At 49.6% G+C, this 21,824-nt stretch carries 14 protein-coding genes; 9 read left to right on the forward strand and 5 right to left on the reverse strand.

The window, feature by feature from the left end; genetic code table 11:
• Positions 1-4 precede the first annotated feature (4 nt).
• Positions 5-1,279: a phosphoribosylamine--glycine ligase gene (purD, locus tag GKZ89_RS12345; protein WP_155112714.1), complete on the forward strand. Its 1,275-nt coding sequence runs from the start codon at positions 5-7 to the stop codon at positions 1,277-1,279.
• A gap of 215 nt (positions 1,280-1,494) precedes the next feature.
• Here purD and GKZ89_RS12350 read toward each other — a convergent pair whose 3' ends face one another.
• The 4 genes from GKZ89_RS12350 to GKZ89_RS12360 all read right to left on the reverse strand — a co-directional run bounded on the left by GKZ89_RS12350 (position 1,495) and on the right by GKZ89_RS12360 (position 3,614).
• On the reverse strand, positions 1,495-1,905 hold the full coding sequence (locus GKZ89_RS12350; RefSeq protein WP_155112715.1) for a hypothetical protein: 411 nt from the start codon (positions 1,903-1,905) through the stop codon (positions 1,495-1,497).
• A 233-nt stretch (positions 1,906-2,138) separates the two neighbouring features.
• Positions 2,139-2,942 (reverse strand): methyl-accepting chemotaxis protein, encoded by an 804-nt coding sequence (locus GKZ89_RS21425; protein ID WP_155112716.1) that lies wholly within the window; start codon positions 2,940-2,942, stop codon positions 2,139-2,141.
• 102 nt (positions 2,943-3,044) lie between these two features.
• Positions 3,045-3,155, reverse strand: a complete 111-nt coding sequence (locus GKZ89_RS21495; RefSeq protein ID WP_338324923.1) for an EYxxD motif small membrane protein — start codon at positions 3,153-3,155, stop codon at positions 3,045-3,047.
• A 210-nt stretch (positions 3,156-3,365) separates the two neighbouring features.
• On the reverse strand, positions 3,366-3,614 hold the full coding sequence (locus tag GKZ89_RS12360; RefSeq protein ID WP_155112717.1) for a YgaP family membrane protein: 249 nt from the start codon (positions 3,612-3,614) through the stop codon (positions 3,366-3,368).
• Positions 3,615-3,767: 153 nt separating this feature from the next.
• Between GKZ89_RS12360 and GKZ89_RS12365 the strand changes: the two genes are divergently transcribed.
• The 7 genes from GKZ89_RS12365 (at position 3,768) to pruA (ending at position 14,399) form a co-directional block, all read left to right on the forward strand.
• Positions 3,768-5,507, forward strand: a complete 1,740-nt coding sequence (locus tag GKZ89_RS12365) for an adenine deaminase C-terminal domain-containing protein (RefSeq protein ID WP_155112718.1) — start codon at positions 3,768-3,770, stop codon at positions 5,505-5,507.
• A 105-nt stretch (positions 5,508-5,612) separates the two neighbouring features.
• Entirely contained in the window at positions 5,613-5,918 is a 306-nt protein-coding gene (locus GKZ89_RS12370; RefSeq protein WP_155112719.1) for a YerC/YecD family TrpR-related protein, read from the forward strand.
• Positions 5,919-6,041: 123 nt separating this feature from the next.
• Positions 6,042-6,728 carry a heptaprenylglyceryl phosphate synthase gene (pcrB, locus tag GKZ89_RS12375; RefSeq protein ID WP_155112794.1) on the forward strand — a complete coding sequence of 229 codons (687 nt, stop codon included), beginning with the start codon at positions 6,042-6,044 and terminating at the stop codon, positions 6,726-6,728.
• Between the two features lie 68 nt (positions 6,729-6,796).
• Complete coding sequence (gene pcrA / locus GKZ89_RS12380; protein ID WP_155112720.1) at positions 6,797-9,016, forward strand: DNA helicase PcrA; 2,220 nt, start codon at positions 6,797-6,799, stop codon at positions 9,014-9,016.
• Between the two features lie 18 nt (positions 9,017-9,034).
• Positions 9,035-11,041, forward strand: coding sequence for an NAD-dependent DNA ligase LigA (ligA, locus tag GKZ89_RS12385; protein WP_155112721.1), 2,007 nt, complete (start codon positions 9,035-9,037; stop codon positions 11,039-11,041).
• A 54-nt stretch (positions 11,042-11,095) separates the two neighbouring features.
• Positions 11,096-12,265, forward strand: coding sequence for a CamS family sex pheromone protein (locus GKZ89_RS12390; protein ID WP_155112722.1), 1,170 nt, complete (start codon positions 11,096-11,098; stop codon positions 12,263-12,265).
• 586 nt (positions 12,266-12,851) lie between these two features.
• Positions 12,852-14,399 (forward strand): L-glutamate gamma-semialdehyde dehydrogenase, encoded by a 1,548-nt coding sequence (pruA, locus tag GKZ89_RS12395; RefSeq protein ID WP_155112723.1) that lies wholly within the window; start codon positions 12,852-12,854, stop codon positions 14,397-14,399.
• Between the two features lie 512 nt (positions 14,400-14,911).
• Here pruA and putP read toward each other — a convergent pair.
• Complete coding sequence (putP, locus tag GKZ89_RS12400) at positions 14,912-16,390, reverse strand: sodium/proline symporter PutP (RefSeq protein WP_162356804.1); 1,479 nt, start codon at positions 16,388-16,390, stop codon at positions 14,912-14,914.
• A gap of 714 nt (positions 16,391-17,104) precedes the next feature.
• Between putP and GKZ89_RS12405 the strand changes: the two genes are divergently transcribed.
• A complete protein-coding gene (locus GKZ89_RS12405) occupies positions 17,105-21,565 on the forward strand; it encodes a phosphodiester glycosidase family protein (RefSeq protein WP_155112724.1) in 4,461 nt (1,486 codons plus the stop codon).
• Positions 21,566-21,824 lie beyond the last annotated feature (259 nt).

Consider the following 21,824-nt stretch of genomic DNA (forward strand, 5'->3'; position numbering starts at 1 on the left):
CTTAATGAACGTACTCGTGATTGGTCGCGGAGGCCGCGAGCATGCGATTTGCTGGAAGCTGGCACAATCCGCAAGAGCAGACCGGGTATTTGCGGCTCCCGGGAATGATGGAATGACCGATTGTGCCGAAAGGGTTCCGCTGGATGAGCTGGATTTTGACGGATTGATTGCCTTTGCGAAAAAGAACAGTGTTGGGCTGACCGTTGTCGGCCCCGAGGTTCCATTACTTGCGGGAATCACTGAAGCTTTTGAAAAAGAAGGGCTGCGGATTTTCGGCCCATCGAGCAAGGCGGCGATGGTGGAAGGCAGCAAGCAGTTCGCGAAAGAGCTGATGGAAAAATACTGCATCCCGACAGCGGGTTATGCGGCGTTTACGTCTTATGAAGAAGCCAAGGCATATGTGGAGAAGCACGGGGCTCCAATTGTGATCAAAGCGGACGGACTTGCAGCCGGAAAAGGGGTAACCGTTGCGATGACCATGGAAGAAGCCCTTGATTGTTTGAAGGACTTCCTTCTGGATGAGAAATTCGGTGAAGCGAGCCGATCGGTCGTGATCGAGGAATTTTTAGAGGGCGAAGAATTTTCGTTAATGGCGTTTGTAAATGGAGAAAAAGTGTACCCGATGGTCATCGCCCAGGATCATAAACGGGCGTTTGACGGTGATCAAGGACCAAATACAGGCGGGATGGGTGCCTACTCCCCGGTACCGCAAATTCCGGGAAAGACTGTTCAGGATGCAGTCCGGTCTGTTCTCGAACCGGCAGCCGGAGGCCTCGTTCAGGAAGGCACCCCGTTTACCGGGATCCTCTACGCCGGACTGATGCTGACAGCAGACGGCCCGAAAGTCATCGAATTCAACGCGCGCTTCGGTGATCCGGAAACACAGGCCGTGCTGCCGAGGATGAAAAGTGACCTGGTGGACGTGCTTGAAGCGGTGCTGGACGGCCGGGACTTTGAAATTGAGTGGAGTGAGGAAGCCGCCGTTGCCGTGGTGCTCGCTTCAGAAGGATACCCGGAAGCGTATGAAAAGGGGACCGTGCTGAACGGGCTTGAGGAAGCCGGCAAGGATGCTGCGGTTTTTCACGCAGGCACCACGAAACGTGAGGGAGATCGTTACGTTACAGACGGGGGCCGGGTCCTCGCTGTCTCCGCAAATGGCCGGGATCTCCCGGAAGCGCAGCAAAAAGTGTACGATTCCATCCGTTTTCTTGCCGGAGACGGCGTGTTTTACCGGACAGACATTGGAGATAAGGCGTTAAAGGCAAAAACCCCCCGGTAGAAGGGGGGTTTTTACTATGCTGAGAACGGTTATCGTCGAAAAAAATAGGATATCGACGAAAATTTCAATTTATCGACTAATTTTCCAGTATATCGACGATTTTTTTGATATTTCATCGAAAATGAGCGGATATCGATTTTTCGGGGAGATTCGACAAGGTTAAGCCTTCTAAAAAAACAAGCCCAGGAAACCCGGGGGCTTGTCCTATTCATATTTTACAGAATACCGCCAAGGATTCCGCCCAGCAGGCCATCCTCATCGTCATCCTCTTCACTTTCGTCTTCATCATTTAAAATGCTGCTCAAGGATAGGCTTGCTCCCAAGTTTAAATCGAGCTCCTGACTTTGTTCATATGTCCAGCCCATGCTCTTCATCCAATCCTGCATTTCTTCCTCGCTCATGCCTTTTTCTTCAGCCCATTCTTCCAGGTCACCGGATTTCCAGTCATTTTCTTCAGCCCAATCGCTGAACTCATAATAGGAAAAAGACTGGTTGGACTCATATTTCGCATCCAGCACCGTCTCTAAATCCAAGTCTGTTGATTTCTCCTCCGCGGATGCGGCACCGCCTGCTGCTCCTAAAGCAAGTGAAAAAGCAAGTCCAGTTGTTGCGATGGTTTTAAACATTCAAAATCTCCTCCTTAAAATTTAGATTCACCCAGCGTACGGGAGGAGGCTGAAAAAAGATCAGGATATTTCACAGGTTGTGAGGAAGGGGCCAGGAAGTGTAATGCTTGTCATGTGTTTGTTATGAATCATAGATTTGTTACATAATGAACCGGATTTACAGGTAAAGATGAAACAGAAACTGAGCAGATTGACAGTACCTATTCCATTAAATGGAGGAAAAAGGATTCTATTTATTTAGCCGACCCTTCAAATTCTTTAATTGTTGCGGAAAATTTAATTTGTGTTTCTTTGATAATGGTTTGGAGGCTGTTCGTGATGTGGCTGACTTTTTGCGCTTCTTTTGTGATGTGTTCCACGTTAGAGTTTACTTTTTCAATCGCTTCATCCACATTGGTGGATAATCTGCGGATTTCATCTGCGACGACCTTAAATCCTCTTCCATGTTCCCCGACGCGTGCTGCTTCAATGGCTGCATTCAGAGCGACCATATTCGTCTGGGAGGAGATATGGCTGATCGTCTTGGAGGTCTGGCGGATTAATTCGGTTTGCTTATGCAGGGCCTGAACGGCCTGGATGCTTTCCTTTGTATTGGTGACTACAAGCTCGGCCAGTTCTTCCGGCATGCTCTTCAAATCGGAAATGACACTTACGGTCTTCTTCTCATGCTCGGTTATATCGGTGGCGATTTTTAATACAGCTGTAATGTTACCTGCCTGATTTGCAACAGGAATGTAAGTCGCTTCAAACCAAAGCAGGCTGCCACTTTTACTGACTCGTTCAATTTTCTCCTGAAATTTCTGCCCTTTTTCTAAATTTGCCCACAATGCTGCATACTCCGGGCTGTTGTGAAAATCCGGGGTGCAAAACTGCTGGTGCATCATTCCGGTCATTTCTTCCGGGCGGTAGCCCAATGCTGATGCGAATTGGCTGTTTACCCAGATCACCTCTTTTTCCAGATTGAATTCAATCATGGCCAGGTGTGTTTCCATAGCGGCCAATACCGCATCCGTTTGCAAGACTTGAGTGATCGACATCCGACTTTATACCTCCAAAAACCCAGTATTATATTAGGTATATCGGCTGATTATTCAGGTTCTTTAGCAAATTAAAGAGCGTCCCTTTAGGTGGGACGCTCTTTATCTGACACGCCTTTTCCGTCTGATAAATACAAATGCCAGGGCAACTATGCCGCCTATTAAAGAGGCATACACGAAAAACATATCGGACATGTATTCAAGAAAACCCATTTGAATCACCTCGTTTTATAGGGGTCAGTCCCTCACTCTGATAAAGCGCTAAAGCTCCGGCACCAGCTCTGCAAACCGCTGCGGCTTTAAGGGCGACGGTGTTCAGTCTCTGTCCCCCGATGCTTTAAAGCGGAGCGGGACTGAGCCCCGCCCAGCACCTCTTGCAGATGAAAAATCATTTGACTCCGCCAACCTCTTCTTTCAAAAAAATCAAGAAGGATTATAAGTTCCCCCGCCGTTCTCCTCTTCACGATTCTCCTTCGCCTGATCATACATAAGTGTCAATGGACAGAAACGGAGAATCCCTTCGCCGACTTTCATGGCTCCTAAAAGAATAAGCAGAATCAGGGATTCCCTCCGTGGATTTTTGGCAAATTTAGCTGAGGCGACTGCTGTCAGCGTCAGACCCACAGTTATGCGGATCAGGGCGTTCGCGATGCCGATGTTTGGTTTCAGCATTTTATTTCCTCCTTTAATTGTGAAAAATTTTAAAATCAATCGATTCTTTCATGCATTAACGTGGCAATTGTGTTAACATGAAAAGGAAATTTACGGATGCAGACCGCCATTTGTGAAAGCGGTTGCCTAAATGTGTCAGAGGAGGATCAAGCGATGCCTGAACATCGATCTGTATGGAAAAATGAACAAATCCGCAAACAAATTCAAATCCTGGATCATCAAGCAGCACCGTCGATCCTCTTGAAGAATGCCGTCATTTTACATTCTTATTTAAAGCAATGGATCCGCGGCAACGTTTGGATTGCCGGAGACCGGATTGTCTATGTCGGCAATGATGTGCCGCAGCAGGCTCCTCTTGAAATAAAGGATTGTGAAGGGCTTTACATTGTGCCGGGCTACATTGAGCCGCATGCCCATCCTTTTCAGTTATATAATCCCCAGACACTGTCCCGCTATGCGGCCCAGTATGGGACAACTGCACTGATCAGCGATAACTTAAATCTGCTTTTTCAAAAAAATCAAAAGAAAGCGCTTACCTTATTAAAAGCGTTCCATCAGCAGCCGCAGCATCATTATTGGTGGGCCCGGTTTGACCTGCAGTCTGAAGTAGCAGACGAGGATTTTATTCTGTCGCCGGACCGGATTTCCGCATGGCTTGATCATGACTGTGTGTTACAGGGCGGGGAGCTGACCGGCTGGCCGAGCCTGCTGGCTGGGGATGACTTGATGCTTGATCGGATCCAGGAGGCGAAAAGAAAACGGAAGCGGGTGGAAGGGCATTTTCCCGGCGCTTCAGAACGGACGCTGACGAAAATGAAGCTGTTCGGGGCAGATGCCGATCATGAGGCGATGACTGGGAAAGAAGTATACGAAAGGCTGCTTGCAGGCTATACGGTGGCGCTGCGCCATTCCTCCATCCGTCCGGATTTGCCGAGGCTGCTGAAAGAAATTAAAGAGCTGCCGATATCGTCCTGTGAGCATTTATTTTTTACAACAGATGGAGCAACGCCCGCTTTTTACAGAGAAGGAGTAACGAATCCGCTCATTAAAATGGCGCTGGAGGAAGGGATTGACCCGATCGAGGCGTACCATATGGCGAGCTTTAATATTGCCCGCTATTATGGGCTGGATCATTTGCATGGCTCTGTGACTCCGGGACGGTATGCCACGCTGAACTTTCTGGAAAACCCGGCAGAGCCGAATCCGGTACATGTAATGGCAAAGGGCGAATGGCTGAAACTGGACGGCGAAGATGTGCAAAAAGTTAAAGAGGAAATTCCGTGGAAGGAAGCGGGGTTCTCTCCGCTGACATCAAATTGGGGGCTGACAGCAGATGACCTTCAGTTCTCGATGCCGCTCGGCCTGGACATGGTAAACGGGGTCATCATCCAGCCTTATTCCGTCACTCTCGATTTAGCGGCGGACGAATTGCCTGACAGACAGGACGAATCGTTTCTGGCACTGATTGACCGTGAAGGCAACTGGAGGATCAATACCGTTTTAAAAGGATTCGCAGACGTAAAAGGACTTGCAAGCTCTTTTTCCGCGACAGGGGACATCCTGCTGATCGGAAAAAATAAAAACGATATGATCTCCGCCTGGAAACAGATGATTGAAATTGGCGGCGGGATTACGATTTTTGAAAACGGCAGAACCATCTTTGAATTGCCGCTGAAATTAAATGGAACAGCCTCAACAGCAGAAATGCCTGAATTAGCCCGTAAGTATACGGAATTCCATGATTGCCTGAAAGAGAGGGGCTACCGGTTCGAGGACCCAATCTACACGCTGTTTTTCCTGTCCTCCACTCATCTGCCGTTTGTTCGCATTACACCGAGAGGGATTTTTGATGTGAAGAAAAAAACGATACTCTTTCCAGCGATAATGCGTTAAAATAGGAAAGGATAACAGTAAAATGACCGTACTACTTTCCTGCAATAGATCCGGCAATTGTCCGAGCCCATAGAAAACGACCGATTACAAAAGGAGAATGACTGCATGCAAATCGATAAACTGCGCGGCAAAGAGCTTGATCAATTATTTGAATCAGTGCTCTCCCTTAAAGACATGGAAGAGTGCTACCGATTTTTTGATGATCTGTGCACAGTGAATGAAATCCAGTCCCTGGCCCAGCGCCTTGAAGTGGCAAGAATGCTCCGCGAAGGCTTCACGTATCACAAAATTGAAACAGAAACCGGGGCGAGCACTGCGACCATCTCCCGGGTGAAGCGCGCTTTGAACTACGGAAGCGATGCCTATGCAATGGCACTTGACCGCATTCACAAGCAGCCGAACGAATCCTGAGAAAAGACGCTTTGACAAGGCGTCTTTTTTTGTGCTTTTTTCCAGGAGGAGATGCCTCTCGGAAGGTGTCCAACCTTGCTGAATTTGTTATAATAATGAAATGGTTAAAAGGAGGCGTACATGATGTACGATGTAAGAGAATGGCGCCACGCATTTAAGCTGGATCCGAACAAGCAGATTTCAGATGAAGACTTGGAAAAAGTGTGTGAATCCGGCACAGATGCTGTCATTATTGGCGGCAGTGATTCCATTCAGGAAGAAGAGATCCTGAATTTAATGGCCCGCGTCAGAAGGTATCTTGTTCCTTGTGTTCTGGAAGTCTCCGATATGGAAGCGATCGTACCGGGGTTTGATTTGTACTTTATCCCGACCGTGCTGAACAGCAGGAATCCGGATTGGATTGTCGGACACCATAAAAATGCGGTGAAAGAGTACGGCGAGCTGATGGACTGGAACGAAATGATAACAGAAGGATATTGCATTTTAAATGCAGAATGCAAAGCAGCAAAGCTTGCAGAGGCGGATGCATCAATCAGCCTGGATGATGTCGTAGCCTATGCAAGAATGAGCGAGAACATGTTCAGCCTTCCTGTTTTTTATATGGAATACAGCGGTACATACGGAAACCCGGAATGGGTCAGAGAAGTCAAATCGGTCCTGAATACCACGAAGCTCTTCTACGGCGGAGGCATCGCTTCTCCGGAGCAGGCAGCTGAAATGGGCAAATATGCAGACACCGTGATCGTCGGAAACGCTATTTACGATGATCTGAAGGCTGCTTTGAAAACCGTGGACGCTGTGAAAAGCTGATTGCAAAATCAGCAGAACAGAATTAGAATAGAAAATAAGAACAAACGTTTGGTTAGGCGGTGGAATAATTGGATTTTATCACTCAGCAGCTATTGAGCGGCTTAAATGAGGAGCAGGGCCGGGCAGTGAAGGCAACGGATGGTCCTCTATTAATCATGGCAGGTGCAGGAAGCGGAAAAACACGGGTGCTGACACACCGGATCGCGTATTTGATGACCGAAAAGCGCGTCGCTCCGTGGAATATTCTTGCTCTCACCTTTACGAACAAAGCAGCACGGGAAATGAAAGACCGGATCGGCAAGCTGCTTGGTCCCGGAGCAGACGAAATCTGGATCTCGACCTTTCACTCCATGTGCGTCCGCATTTTAAGGCGGGACATTGACCGGATCGGGATCAGCCGGAATTTTTCCATTCTGGATTCCTCTGATCAGCTGTCCGTTATTAAAACCATATTAAAGGAACGGAATCTCGATCCGAAAAAGTACGATCCCCGCGCCCTGCTTGGTTCCATCAGCAGCGCGAAAAATGAATTGATTGACGCAGAGGAATACGCGAAATCAAAAACCGGCGGCATGTTTGAGCAAATCGTCGCTGACGTTTATACCGATTATCAAAGGAAGCTTCTGAAAAATCAGTCGCTTGATTTTGATGATCTCATCATGACAACGATTAAGCTTTTTCAAAGAATTCCTGAAGTACTTGAGTTTTACCAGCGCAAATTCCAGTACATTCATGTGGATGAGTACCAGGATACAAACAGAGCGCAATATCTGCTCGTTAAGCAAATGGCCTCCCGTTTTCAGAACCTTTGTGTGGTAGGGGACTCCGACCAGTCCATTTATGCTTGGCGCGGTGCGGACATTTCCAACATCCTTTCCTTCGAGAAAGATTATCCGAGCGCGGAAGTCATCATGCTCGAGCAAAACTACCGTTCCACAAAGAAAATCCTGAATGCGGCAAATGAAGTCATCCAGAACAACTCCAATCGCAAACCGAAGAACTTGTGGACGGAAAATGATGACGGGGCAAAAATTACGTACTACCGCGCAGACTCAGAGTCTGCCGAAGGACAATTCGTAGCAGGGAAGATCCAGGAGCTGTGCCTGCAGAAAAACAGAAAGCTGTCTGACTTTGCGATCCTGTACCGGACGAACGCCCAGTCCCGGGTCATGGAGGAAATTCTCCTCAAGTCCAATATCCAGTATCAGATTGTCGGCGGCATCAAGTTCTATGACAGAAAAGAGATCAAAGACCTTTTAGCTTATTTAAAAATGATCGCCAACCCGGATGATGATCTCAGTTTCGCACGCGTTGTCAATGTGCCGAAGCGGGGCATCGGGGCTACATCCCTTGACCGTGTGGCAGGCTATGCGGCAGATCATGATCTATCGCTGTATCAGGCCATCCACGAAGTTGATTTTATCGGAGTATCCGGCAAAGCGGTCAATGCACTGATCGAATTCCGGGACCTGATCCGCAACCTTTCCGGCATGCAAGATTACTTATCCGTTACTGAGCTGACAGAGGAAATCCTTGAGCGCTCCGGCTACAGAGAGATGCTGAAGGCGGAAAAAAGCATTGAAGCCCAGAGCCGTCTTGAGAACATTGACGAGTTCCTGTCCGTAACCCAGAGCTTTGAAAAAAACAACGAAGACAAAAGTCTTGTTTCCTTCCTGACCGATCTCGCCCTGATCGCAGACATCGACTCCCTGAGCGAGGAAGAGCAGGAGAAGCAGGAAGCAGTAGTCCTGATGACGCTCCACTCGGCAAAAGGCCTTGAGTTCCCGGTTGTATTCCTTATGGGAATGGAGGAGGGCGTTTTCCCTCACAGCCGCTCTTTAATGGAGGAAGGTGAGATGGAAGAGGAGCGCCGTCTGGCGTATGTGGGGATTACAAGGGCAGAAGAAGAGCTGTTCCTGACCAACGCCCAGATGCGTACCCTTTTCGGCCGGACGAATATGAATCCGGAATCACGCTTTATTGCTGAAATACCTGAGGAATTATTGGAAAACCTAAATGAGAACATAAAAGCGATGACCACTCCGTTCGGCAATACGAAACGCGACCGCCAGCGCATGGCGCAGGTCAAGCGTCCCGTTAAAGCATCAACCGGGGGAGAAGGCTTTGACTGGTCAGTCGGCGATAAAGCCGAGCATAAGAAATGGGGAACAGGGACAGTCGTCAGCGTGAAAGGCGAGGGAGACAGCAAAGAGCTCGATATCGCGTTCCCGAGCCCGGTTGGAATCAAACGGCTGCTTGCGGCCTTTGCCCCCATTAAGAAAGCATAGGAAAGGGTTGAATCAAGGATGGATTATCAATCAGCCCAGACAAGAGTCCAAGAGCTTCATGAGCTCTTGAACAGGTACAACTATGATTACCATGTTCTGGATAAACCGAGCGTGCCCGATGCAGAGTATGACCAGCGTCTTCATGAGCTCATAGCGCTTGAGGAAGAGCACCCGGATCTGAAAACGCCGGATTCACCTACCCAGCGTGTCGGCGGCACCATTTTGGAAGGCTTCAGCAAAGTCGAGCACAAAACACCGATGCTCAGCCTCGCAAATGCATTCAATGATCAGGACCTCCGCGATTTTGACCGGCGGGTCCGCCAGAATGCAGGAGAGGACGTTCAATATGTAACCGAGCTGAAGATTGACGGACTCGCTGTATCGCTGCGCTATGAGAACGGTTATTTCATACAGGGAGCAACGAGGGGAGACGGATCGGTTGGAGAGGATATTACCGAAAACCTCCGAACCATCCACTCCATCCCGCTCAGGCTGAAGAAGGATTTCTCAATTGAGGTCAGAGGCGAAGCCTTCATGCCGAAGCGTTCCTTTGAACGGCTAAATGAGAAGAAAATTGAACTTGGCGAAGAGCCCTTTGCTAACCCGCGCAATGCAGCTGCCGGGTCACTAAGGCAGCTGGATCCCAAAATTGCCGCGAAACGAAATCTCGACATTTTCGTCTATGGTATTGGAGACCCTGGTGAAACGGGAATTGAAAAGCACAGCGAGGGACTCGATCTGCTCGATGATCTCGGGTTTAAGACGAATCTTGAACGCAAGAAATGCCAGAGCATTGAAGAAGTTATCGACATCCTTCATTCCATCCAGGAGCAGCGGAACTCCCTGCCGTATGAAATTGATGGCGTTGTAATAAAAGTGGATGGCTTTGCGCATCAGCAGCAGCTCGGCTTTACCGCAAAAAGTCCGCGCTGGGCCATTGCCTATAAATTTCCGGCGGAAGAAGTCATGACAAAGCTTCTCGATATTGAACTGAATGTCGGCCGGACAGGTGTCATCACCCCGACTGCCATCCTTGAGCCGGTACGTGTCGCAGGAACGACTGTCCAGCGGGCCTCGCTTCACAACGAAGACCTGATCCGCGAGAAGGACATCCGTCTTGGAGATTATGTAATTGTCAAAAAAGCAGGAGACATCATACCGGAAGTGGTCAACGTCCTGGCCGATCAGCGCACAGGGGACGAGCAGGAGTTTTCCATGCCGGAAGAATGCCCGGAGTGCGGAAGCGGGCTCGTCCGAATTGAAGGGGAAGTAGCACTTCGCTGCATCAACCCGATGTGCCCGGCGCAGCTCAGAGAAGGCCTGATCCACTTCGTTTCACGGAATGCGATGAACATCGACGGTCTGGGAGAGCGGGTTATTGCCCAGCTTTTCAAGGAAGGCCTGATCACCGATGTCGCTGATTTATATGAACTGACAAGAGAGCAGCTGCTCTCCCTTGAGCGGATGGGTGAGAAGTCGACCGATAACCTGCTGAATGCCATCGCCAAATCAAAAGAAAATTCACTCGAAAAGCTCTTGTTCGGACTTGGGATCCGCCACGTCGGATCAAAGGCTGCCAAAACGCTCGCCCAGGTATTCGAGACGATGGACCGCCTGATGGAAGCAGACCGGGAAGACCTGCTTGCCATAAACGAAATCGGGGATAAAATGGCTGATGCCGTTGTTACGTATTTTGACAAACCGGAAGTGCTTCAGCTGATCGGTGAATTGAAGGATCACGGGGTCAACCTGGCCTACAAGGGGCCTAAACTTGCTAAACCGGAAGAAATCGATTCTGTTTTTGCAGGGAAAACCATCGTTCTGACCGGAAAGCTCGAGCAGCTTAGCCGCAATGAAGCAAAAGCCGAAATCGAGGCCCTCGGCGGCAAAGTAACCGGCAGTGTCAGCAAAAGCACCGATCTTGTTATTGCAGGGGAAGCAGCCGGAAGCAAGCTGGCAAAAGCGGAGGAACTCGGAATCGAAGTGTGGAACGAAGACCGGATGATTGAAGAATTAAAAAGATAACATCTGTGTGGCCGGACAGGTGCACAGAGCCAAAAAACAGGGAGTGGGCAGGTTTTGAAAAAATGGATAGCCGCAACAGCGATGTGCAGCCTCTTGCTGAGTGCATGCGCACCAAGCTTCGGCGATGACAATGAAGTCGTACAGGAAACGGATAATGAAGAGCAGAAAGCCATCATACCGAAAAGCAACATCTCCGACTCCGACTACAAAGTCGTCCTGCCCTTTAAAGCAGGTGCGGCAAGAGGATTGACGGCAGAGAATCTGAATACAAGACTGGACTTGGATAAATTCGAGATCGGCCTGATGGACCTAGCACAGGAGCCGTTCCCATCCAATAAGGACTTTTATTACCAGGAAGGCCAGTATTTGACCCAGGACCAGGTCAGCGGCTGGCTCCGGTATAAATATGAAGGGGAAGCCCTGAAAGAAAAACAGAATGAAGCAAAGGGACAGGACAAGGAGTTTAAGAACAGCGGCCTGAATCCTGTTATTAACAACCTGAACAGCACCGACACGCCAAAATATCTTGCCAGCGTTCTTGAACAAAACTACCTCAAGCGTGTGGATGATAATACCGTTAAGCTAGGCGGTGTCATGATCGGAGTCGCATTGAATTCTGTTCACTACTATAAAAATAACGATATTCAGAAAGAAGAAAGGCTGGACAGCAGCAAAGTGCGCCAGGAAGGCGAGAAAATCGCAGCGGAAATCGTGAAACAAGCCCGCCAGAGCAAAGAGCTCGCCGATGTGCCGATCCGGGTTGCCCTCTTTCAGCAGCAGCCGAAATCGTCAATCATCCCCGGCAGCTTTATCGCTCAGAGCGAAGCCAAGCCCGGAAGCAGCAATCTCGAAGGCTGGAAGGATATCAACGAAAGCTACTCCTTCTTCCCTTCTCCTGAAGCAAAAGAAAAACGGCCTGAGGACTCCGATACCTTTGAGCGCCTAAAGGAAGACATCGGCGAATATTTTCCGAACTACACAGGCGTGATCGGCCAGGCACGCTATAAAGAAGATGAGATGCAGTCCCTGAAAATTGAAATCCCGATGCAATTCTACGGAAAAGCAGAAGTCGTCGCCCTGACCCAATTTGTCAACGATAAAATGAGGCAGTACTTCCCGCAGGATTATATCGACCTGGAAGTCAACATCACCTCCACAGACGGCCAGGAAGCCCTCATTGTACGTAGGGCCGGCGAGGAAACAGAGACCCATATTTTTAAGTAAAATCAGGAAAAGCCGCCGGGGAACCGGCGGTTTTTTTTGTGGGGGAGGGAGAAGGAAAACGGAAAACGGAGAACGGAGAACGGAAAACTGGGTCTGACCCGCACTCTGCTAAAGGACTAAAGCTCCGGCACCGTCTCCACAATCCCTTGCTGTCCAAGGATTAGAGCGCATAGGTCTCCGTACCCGAATGCGGTGAAGCAAGTGGGGACAGACCCGGTGCCAGTCCCCGCATCCGGTGCCGTACTAAAGCTCCGGCACCGCCACTGCAAACCCTTGCGGTACAAGGGGTGAGCGCTCCGCTCCTCTGTCCCCCGCCGCGGTGAAGGAGAGCAGGCCAGACTCGGGCGTAAAAATAAGCTTCGGTAAAACAGAGTACGGCAGACCCCGGTTCAGAAGAAAGCTCCTCTGGCCCTCATCCCTCATTCCCCAAACAATCCTCTCAATCTAGAACCCCGGCAATCTTCCCTGTCAATCTCCTTTTCTGCAAAAATAAAATTATAACAATCATTTCTATGTTTGAATGGTTGGGAATTATCAGTTAAAATAGTTTTGTAACCGTTTTAGTTGAAAAGGGAGGCGTATTAGAATGGTATTACCTTACAAGCATGAGCCGTTTACGGATTTTACAGATGAATCGAATAAGAGTGCGTTTGAGAAAGGGCTGGCAACAGTTGAATCCTATCTTGGCAAAGATTATGATTTGATTGTCGGCGGAGAGCGCATCTCTACTGAGGATAAAATTGTCTCGATCAATCCTGCGAAGAAAGATGAAGTGATCGGCCGCGTTTCAAAGGCGAGCCGCGATATTGCTGAGCAGGCGATGAAGGCAGCGGATGAAGCGTTTCAAACGTGGCGCAAGACGAAGCCTGAGGTCCGTGCGGATATCCTGTTCCGTGCTGCAGCCATCGTACGCCGCCGTAAGCATGAATTTTCTGCGCTTTTGCTGAAGGAAGCGGGCAAGCCGTGGAATGAGGCAGATGCGGATACAGCGGAAGCAATTGATTTTATGGAATATTATGCACGCCAGATGCTGAAGCTGAAGGATGGACAGCCTGTTGAGAGCCGTCCGGGTGAGTATAACCGCTACAGCTACATACCGCTTGGAGTGGGCGTCGTAATCTCCCCTTGGAATTTCGCATTCGCGATCATGGCAGGGACTACGGTTGCTGCATTGGTGACAGGAAATACTGTTCTATTAAAACCGGCATCTGCAACTCCGGTTGTAGCAGCTAAATTCGTAGAGGTTCTCGAGGAAGCCGGTCTTCCGAAGGGAGTCGTCAACTATATTCCGGGCAGCGGATCTGAAGTTGGAGATTACCTTGTTGATCACCCGCGTACACGTTTTATCTCCTTTACAGGCTCACGTGAAGTCGGGCTGCGCATTTATGAGCGTGCATCCAAACTGAGCGAAGGCCAGATCTGGCTGAAGCGTGTCATTGCAGAGATGGGCGGCAAGGACACAATGGTCATCGATAAAGAGGCGGATCTTGAACTGGCTGCCCAATCCATCGTAAAATCTGCATTCGGATTCTCCGGGCAGAAATGTTCTGCGTGTTCACGTGCGGTAATCGTTGAAGATGTATATGATCAAGTCGTAGACCGAGTAGTAGAATTGACGAAAGAACTGACTGTCGGCGATACGACAGATTCTTCCATCTTCATGGGGCCGGTCATCGATCAGGCTGCTTACGATAAAATTATGGAGTATGTAGAAATTGGACGTTCAGAGGGACGCTTGCTTTCAGGCGGAGAAGGGGACAGCAGCAAAGGCTACTTCATTCAGCCAACCGTTATCGCGGATCTCGATCCAAAAGCCCGCATCATGCAGGAAGAAATCTTCGGACCGGTTGTGGCACTTGCAAAAGCGAAGGATTTCAACGAAGCGCTTGAAATTGCGAACAATACAGAATACGGTCTGACTGGTGCAGTCATCACAAACAACCGCGACCACATTGAGCAGGCAAGAGAAGATTTCCATGTTGGGAACCTTTATTTCAACCGAGGCTGTACTGGAGCCATTGTAGGCTATCAGCCATTCGGCGGCTTCAATATGTCCGGTACAGATTCAAAAGCCGGAGGTCCGGATTACCTTGTTCTGCACCTGCAAGCGAAAACAACATCTGAAATGCTGTAAGGAAAACAGCCCCTGTTTATGCAGGGGCTGTTTTTATATGAGTGAATGAGCAATCAGTGTCTGTGACTCTGAAGGCTGTGCTCTGACCCTCACTCTGCTAAAGGACTAAAGGTACGGCACCGATTCTGGAACCCGTTGGGGCACAGTGGCTCTCGGTGGCGTGTCTCTGACCCCCGCTGCTTTAAAGGAAGTGGGGTCAGAGGCAGTGCCTGTCCCCTGCTCTGCTAAAGGACTAAAGCTCCGGCACCGACCCTGAAAACCGTTGGGGCGCAAAGGTTCGCGGTGCGGGGTCTTTGTCCCCCAGTGCTTTAAAGGATGTAGGGTCGGAGGCGCCTGAAACTTTAACTTATCCGTAAAAATAAAGCGTGGAATGAGTCGCTCGAGCTAAGTGGCAAACCCCATTCAAACACAAACTGTAGCCGGAAGCACGCAACCTGCCAAAGATGTTTTCTCCACTAAACACCCACAAAAAAGGCAGCCCGCAAAAGGCTGCCTTTCTCTTAAACAAACGCTTATTTCATTTCCCGTGCAAGCACGGTTTTCATTTCTTCAAAGTTGTCTGTAACATCATTTGAAGGTTTTGCAGTCATCAAGCTGACGATGATAACGGCTGCCAGGCTGAGGAAGAATCCTGGGATCATTTCATATAGGACATCGGACAGTCCGGCTGTGAGCCAGATCAGGACGACGACGGCACCGGTGATCATGCCGGCAAGTGCGCCCCATTTTGTCATGCGTTTCCAGTACAGGCTCAGCAGGACGGCAGGTCCAAATGCGGATCCGAATCCAGCCCAAGCATTTCCGACAAGGTCGAGGATGGTTCCGTTCGGATTGAGAGAAAGCAGGATGGAAATAATCGCGACGAGAAGTACGGCGAGTCTTCCAACTAATACAAGTTCTTTATCGGATGCATTTCGTTTAAAGAACGTTTTGTAGAAGTCTTCTGTCAAGGCACTGGATGTAACGAGCAGCTGGGATGAGATGGTGCTCATGATTGCTGCAAGAATGGCTGACAGAAGGAATCCGGTGATGAGCGGGTGGAACAGCACATCGGCAAATTTGATAAAGATGGTTTCCGGATTAGCTAGGTCGATTTGGTTCGCTTTCACATAGGCGATCCCCACAAGACCTGTCATCAGGGCGCCAACGATGGATACAACCATCCAGCCCATTCCGATGCGGCGTGCCGGACGCAATTCTTTGATTGAATTGATCGCCATAAAACGGACGATGATATGCGGCTGCCCGAAGTAGCCGAGGCCCCATGCGAGGAATCCGATAATTCCAAGGACGGTTGTGCCGCGGAAAACGTCAAGCAGGCGCGGGTCGATCTGTCTTACCTGATCTACCGTTGAACCGAAGCCGCCCAGGTCAATAAGCGCGACAACCGGTACTAGGATCAGGGCAAGGAACATAATGACCCCTTGTACAAAGTCTGTCAGACTGACAGCCAGGAACCCTCCAAAGAGAGTGTACGCGATGACAACGCCGGCGGTAACGAGAAGTCCGGTTGTGTAATCAAGACCAAACGACGATTTAAACAGCGTTCCCCCGGAAACCATTCCCGCTGAACAGTAGAGGGTAAAGAATATCACGATGACAATTCCAGAGAATGTACGCAGCATTTTGGACCGGTCATGGAACCGGTTTTCAAAGAAATCCGGAATTGTAATCGAGTTATTCGCAACAATAGTATAAGTTCTGAGTCTAGGTGCGATGATTAAATAATTTGCATAAGCTCCCAAAGTCAATCCAATGGCAATCCACATAGCAGCAAGTCCGGTAGAATACATTTCTCCGGGTAGGCCCATCAGCATCCATCCGCTCATGTCAGAAGCACCGGCAGACAGTGCCGTTACAGCGGGACCAAGTCCCCGTCCTCCAAGCATGTAGCCTTCTACGTCACCAGTGGACTGCTTGAAGGCATAAAAGCCGATTCCGAGCATCATGATGAAGTAGAGAGCCAATGATATATAAACTCCAATCTCCACAATATCTCTCCTATTCTCGAATTATTTGCCAACAAACATTTCGCTCTATGAACCTTTCACATGGGATGAACCATCCCCCCGCATGCACAAAAGGCATGCGCTTCCGCTTTAAGGAAAGCGGCCATAAAGCTTTGGCGTCATTTCAGTTGAGCAAGGAAAGTGATCCTGCTCATCCCTTTTAAGAGTTCAGCCCTTTTCAGCCGGCATAGCGGCAGTCCCTTCCCGAAAATTAGCGCAGCTTTGCTATCTGGAACACCAGGTGAGTGATAGAAAACGAGATGTATAGCAAATCTGGTTTTTTTTCAATTGGAAGGATTGATCAGAAAAAGGAGAGCGCTGAGTCTTATCTGGTGTGAAATGGCGTCGAGCACCGTTCGCAGCCTACGGTTTACTAACCTAACAAAATTATCCCCAACATTCAAGCTGGCCAAACACCCTGAAAATTGGTAAAAACCGTGAGAGGAAGGTTTATAGAAGGATTGAAAGCGGTTTCTGTAAATATAAAAGTAAAACTATTCTGTCAATTAAGCTCCCTCGATCGTACCCGTTCTGCAAGATGGTAAAAGACCTGCTTTTTCGACAACAGGAGTTAGGAGTATATCCTTATTTTTCATGCATTTACAAAAAATTAAAGTATGAAGCGAAGTCCCTTCAAAATGCCGTGCTACGGTGAGACAGAAGACCCAACAAAATGATGAAACGAGGGGAAATGATGTGAGGAAGTACGGCAAACTGCTTTCTGCTGTTTTTGCAGGGGTACTGGCTTTTCAGACAGGGACTGCGGGGATAGCATTTACGAGCACAGCTGCAGCAGAAGAAACGAGCTATTCGCTTGGCCCAATCATTGATCAGTGGGAAAAAACGATTTCACCCGGAGTGGAGCAAGAAACGATAACCCTCAACAGCAGCCGGGGAAGACAGGAAGCCTTTGTCATGAATGTAGACTTGGATGATCCGGAAATCGAGCTTGATGCCGGGTTGCCGAACGGAAAAGATTTCGGCATGCAGCCGGTGCGCCAGCAGGCAGCTGCTGCTTCCAAGCCGGGCCAGACGGTAATCGGAGCGTTTAACGCGGATTTCTACAACATGTCAAACGGGATCCCAAATGGAACGGTCATTCATGACGGGAAAATCCTGAAATCAGGCTACAAGGAGTCCTTCGGGATGAAAAAGGACGGAACACCGCTATTCGGCATTCCGGGAGTGCAATTCAAGCTCCATACGGAAGGAAACATTCAGCACATTGATCATCTAAATGGGAGCCGTTCTGCCAATCACCTGGCCTTGTATTCTGCCCCTCTCAAATCGACCGGAACAAATACTTCCGGAACAGAGGCAGTATTATCCGTTCTTTCCGGAGACGTACATAAACCGGGGACTATGAAAGCGAAAGTCGATGAAATCATTGAAGGAAAAGGGAACGAGACCATTGAAGAGGGTAAACTCGTTCTATCCGGGCATGGCGCAGGTTCTGATAAAGTGAAGAATCTAAAGCCAGGACAGGAAATTGAAATCGAAACACAGATTTCCACTCAATGGGCTGACGCTGAGGAAGGCTTGAGCGGAAACCACAAGCTTGTTCAGGGCGGGAAAAAGACAACCCTCGCTTCAGATAGTTTTACAAAAGCGACAGCACCGAGAACAGCAGTCGGGAAAAAAGCGGACGGCTCCATCTTTTTCGCAGTTGTTGACGGCCGTGCTCCCGGCTATTCAGAGGGCATCACGGTCTTTGAACTTCAGGACATGATGTTCGAAATGGGAGCGGTGGAAGCACTGAATCTCGATGGCGGCGGATCCTCTACTTTTACCTCCCGTGAACCGGGTGAAGGCGGACTTGCTGTAGTGAACCGGCCGTCCGACGGGTATGAGCGCTCGGTAGCAAACTCATTCCTAATCACGACCTCTGCTGAAGAAGGTGCATTGAGCCGTCTGGCGGTAAAGCCGGATCACCTGCTCATGCTGAAAGGAAGTACAGAGGATTTTGACGCAAAAGGAACGGATTCCGAATACTTTCCAAAGGAAATCAGCGGTGAACCGCAGTGGAAGGTTTCCGGAGCTGGAACGGTCGATGATCAAGGGAACTTTACTGCAGGAGAAGCAGGAACAGCGGAGGTGCAGGCAACCCGTGACGGAGCAGAGGGCTCAGCCTCGGTAACGGTAACCGACAAACTCACAGATCTGCAGCTTCCTCAAGATTCTTTAACGGTTAAAAAAGGAGAAGAACTCAATTTGATGCCAAAAGCATCACTGAACGGAAAACCTGTGGATGCGGACCCTTCCCTTTTTGAATGGAAGGTGGAAGGCGGAGTAGGAACCATCGATGAAAATGGGGTATTTAAGGCAGCAAACAAGACAGCTTCCGGAAAAATAACGGTTACCTATGGAGACGTATCCGACTCAATGGAGATCCAAACTGGCAAGCTCCCGATCATTCTCGCTGATTTTGAAAAAGATTTTGCCAATTGGACTTACAGCGGCGCACGATATAAATCGATCTCCATCAAGCAGACGACTTACCCTGAGCCTGCCCGCTTTGGACAGCATTCACTTCAGCTGAATTACGACTTTACCGGAACAACCGGCACATCCGGAGCGTATGCGCATCCAAAGCAGCCGATCGCTATTGAAGACTACCCGGAGGCAATCGGAATGTGGGTGTACGGGGACGGCAACAACCATTGGCTCCGTGCGCAGATGAGAGACGGTAACAACAGTGCCTTCGCGCTCGATTTTGCCACGAAAATGGACTGGAAAGGCTGGAAGTATGTTGAAGCGGCTGTTCCGGCTGGAAAAGCCCTTCCTTTGAAAATGGATCTGGCAGTGCGCTTAATGGAAACAAGCGATGCCAATAAAAATGCAGGTACCATCTACGTGGATAACATCCGTGCAGTCTACGGCGAAACGAACGATGACCTCGTCAATCCAGTCATCGAATCCACGCTTCCTTCCGGGACTGTGAAGGAAGCAGCACCGGTTATCTCAGCAGTTGCCAAGGATGAACAGACCGGAATCAATCCGGAGCGCATCACTATGACGGTCGACGGCAAAAATGTGAAGCACACGTTTGATGAAGAGACCGGCAAGATCTCCTATCTTCCGGCAGCACCAATGCTTGACGGCTACCATATGGCAAAACTGACGGTTCAGGACAACTTCGGCAATGAAACAACGAAATCCTGGACATTTGAAACAGAAGCCGGACAGGCAGGCTTTAAGCTGAACGCACCGGCCGATGCCTATATCGGCCAGGAATACCCGGTCACCCTGCAAGTGAAAAAGGCGGAGCAGCTCGATACGCTCAAGCTGAAGCTGAAGGCAGACCCGGCCGTACTGCAGGCGGACTCCCTGAAGCTCGCGGAAGCCATCACACCGGAAATGACCGTGAAAAACGAAGTCAACACGGACGGCACGATTGAAATCGAGTTGAAGGGCTTGAATGAGCTGAAAGGCGACCTTGAAATCGGGCACATCCCGTTCACAGTTTCTAAATCAGCAAAAGGGAACGCAAGCCTCCGCTTTCTTTCCGGCCAGCTTGGAGAAACGGATCTGTATGTACCTGATGTTACCCGTGAGCTAAAAGCCCACTACACAGTTCGTGCAGACCGTACTTCCACAGGTTTCCCATCCAAGGTTACAGTTGAGGATGAGAACGGAAAAGGGGTAAAGGGAGCAGAAGTAAACGTGTTATCACCGGAATACAAACTGGCAAAAGTGAAAGAAACGAGAGCACATGTCCGCAAAGCGCCCGATACTTCTTCTGAAATGCTTGCCCCTGTTACACGAAATGTAAAGCTTCTTGTTATGAAAACAGAGGGAGACTGGCACCAGGTAAGAATCGGAGACGTGACAGGCTGGATCCAGGCAAAGGATACCGCGCTTGAGGATTGGACGCTAGGGAAAACGGATGCAAAAGGAACGCTAAAAACAGACCTTCTTGCCATGATTCCTGGAAAAGTTACCATTCAGGCATCAAAAGAAAGCCGCTACAGCTTCACTCAGGAACTAAATGTCCTGAAAAGCCTCGGCTCCCAGACACCTGAACGGGTAACTGTAACAATGAACGGCAAAACCGGAAGCCGCAATATTTCATGGACGACAGCTCCTCAAGTTACCGATTCAGTTGTTCAGGTTGCAAAACTGGAAGACTATAAAAAAGCCGGCTTCAACGGCAAACGATTCTCAGGCAAAAACGGCAACAGCACACCGCTCAGTATGGATGAAGGCGAGCTTCAGGCACACACCGCGGAAGTACACGCGCTTGTCCCTGGACAGACGTACATGTACCGCGTCGGTGACGGAACGCCGGAAGGCTGGAGCGAACCAGCCGAACTGAAAGCAAACGATCCGGTTCGATCCCCATTCACCTTTTTGCTGATGGGGGATACCCAGGCACCGCCTAACCAGACACAATCCGGCTTCGGCATCTACACAGAACTGTTCAAAAAAGCAAAAGCGGAAAACCCGGATGCAGCCTTCATGATGCATGTCGGGGACATGATCGACGACGGAAACCTGTATTCTCACTGGAATGCCTTCTTCGAGTCCATGAAGGACCCGGCGCTCGCACCATCCACCGCCATCATGCCGACTGTCGGAAACCATGAAAACATCGGAACAGGCATCCAGACATTCAAAAGCCTGTTCAACATGCCGGACAACGGACCAGACGGCTTTGAAGGAACCGTCTACTCCTACGACTACGGCGACGCCCACTTCGCCGTCCTGAACACAGAGACCGATGCAGCCGGCCTTCAAAAGCAGGCAGACTGGCTCATCAAAGACATGGCCAAATCAAAGAAAAAATGGAAAATCGTCACGTACCACCGCTCAGCATACTACTCCAACCCGCAAGGCGGAGCAGAAGCAGTCAAAAGCGTATTCCCGAAAGCCTTTGACCAGGCAGGCATCGACCTCGCCATCTCAGGCCACGACCACGCCTACGTCCGCACCCATAAACTGAAGGACGGCAAGCAAGCAGAAAGCGGCACCACCTACCTGATCGCCGGCTCCACCGGCGGCAAATTCTACGACGCCGTCCCGGCTGACTACATGGACGTCTATTTCGAAGAAAAAACACAAGTCTACTCCAGCGTGACAGTAGCAGAGGACGGAATCAAAATCCTCGCCAAATCCCGCGACGGACGTATTGTGGATGAGCATTTAATTAAGAAGTGATAGGGATCGGGAGCCTTGCGGGCTCCCGGTTTTTTTGGTTTTTGGTTTTGGTGTCTGGGGCACTGGTTGCGTTGGTTGGAATGGTTACACCGGTTAGACCGGTTGGAACGGTTTGACCGATTAGACCGATTAGACTGGTTGCACTGACCCCACATCCTTTAAAGCATCAGGGGACAAAGACCGTAGCCCCGAACCCCTTGCCCCTCAACGCTTTACAGATTCGGTGCCAGAGCTTTAGTGCTTTAGCAGAACCGGGGAC

It is taken from the genome of Metabacillus mangrovi (genome assembly GCF_009711125.1).
Classification (GTDB): domain Bacteria; phylum Bacillota; class Bacilli; order Bacillales; family Bacillaceae; genus Metabacillus_B; species Metabacillus_B mangrovi.

Bases quoted from the DNA above. Each gene is read 5' to 3' on its own strand.
- purD (WP_155112714.1), top strand. From the start codon at position 5: ATGAACGTACTCGTGATTGGTCGCGGAGGCCGCGAGCATGCGATTTGC.
- GKZ89_RS12350 (WP_155112715.1), bottom strand. From the start codon at position 1,905: ATGTTTAAAACCATCGCAACAACTGGACTTGCTTTTTCACTTGCTTTA.
- GKZ89_RS21425 (WP_155112716.1), bottom strand. From the start codon at position 2,942: ATGTCGATCACTCAAGTCTTGCAAACGGATGCGGTATTGGCCGCTATG.
- GKZ89_RS21495 (WP_338324923.1), bottom strand. From the start codon at position 3,155: ATGGGTTTTCTTGAATACATGTCCGATATGTTTTTCGTGTATGCCTCT.
- GKZ89_RS12360 (WP_155112717.1), bottom strand. From the start codon at position 3,614: ATGCTGAAACCAAACATCGGCATCGCGAACGCCCTGATCCGCATAACT.
- GKZ89_RS12365 (WP_155112718.1), top strand. From the start codon at position 3,768: ATGCCTGAACATCGATCTGTATGGAAAAATGAACAAATCCGCAAACAA.
- GKZ89_RS12370 (WP_155112719.1), top strand. From the start codon at position 5,613: ATGCAAATCGATAAACTGCGCGGCAAAGAGCTTGATCAATTATTTGAA.
- pcrB (WP_155112794.1), top strand. From the start codon at position 6,042: ATGTACGATGTAAGAGAATGGCGCCACGCATTTAAGCTGGATCCGAAC.
- ligA (WP_155112721.1), top strand. From the start codon at position 9,035: ATGGATTATCAATCAGCCCAGACAAGAGTCCAAGAGCTTCATGAGCTC.
- pruA (WP_155112723.1), top strand. From the start codon at position 12,852: ATGGTATTACCTTACAAGCATGAGCCGTTTACGGATTTTACAGATGAA.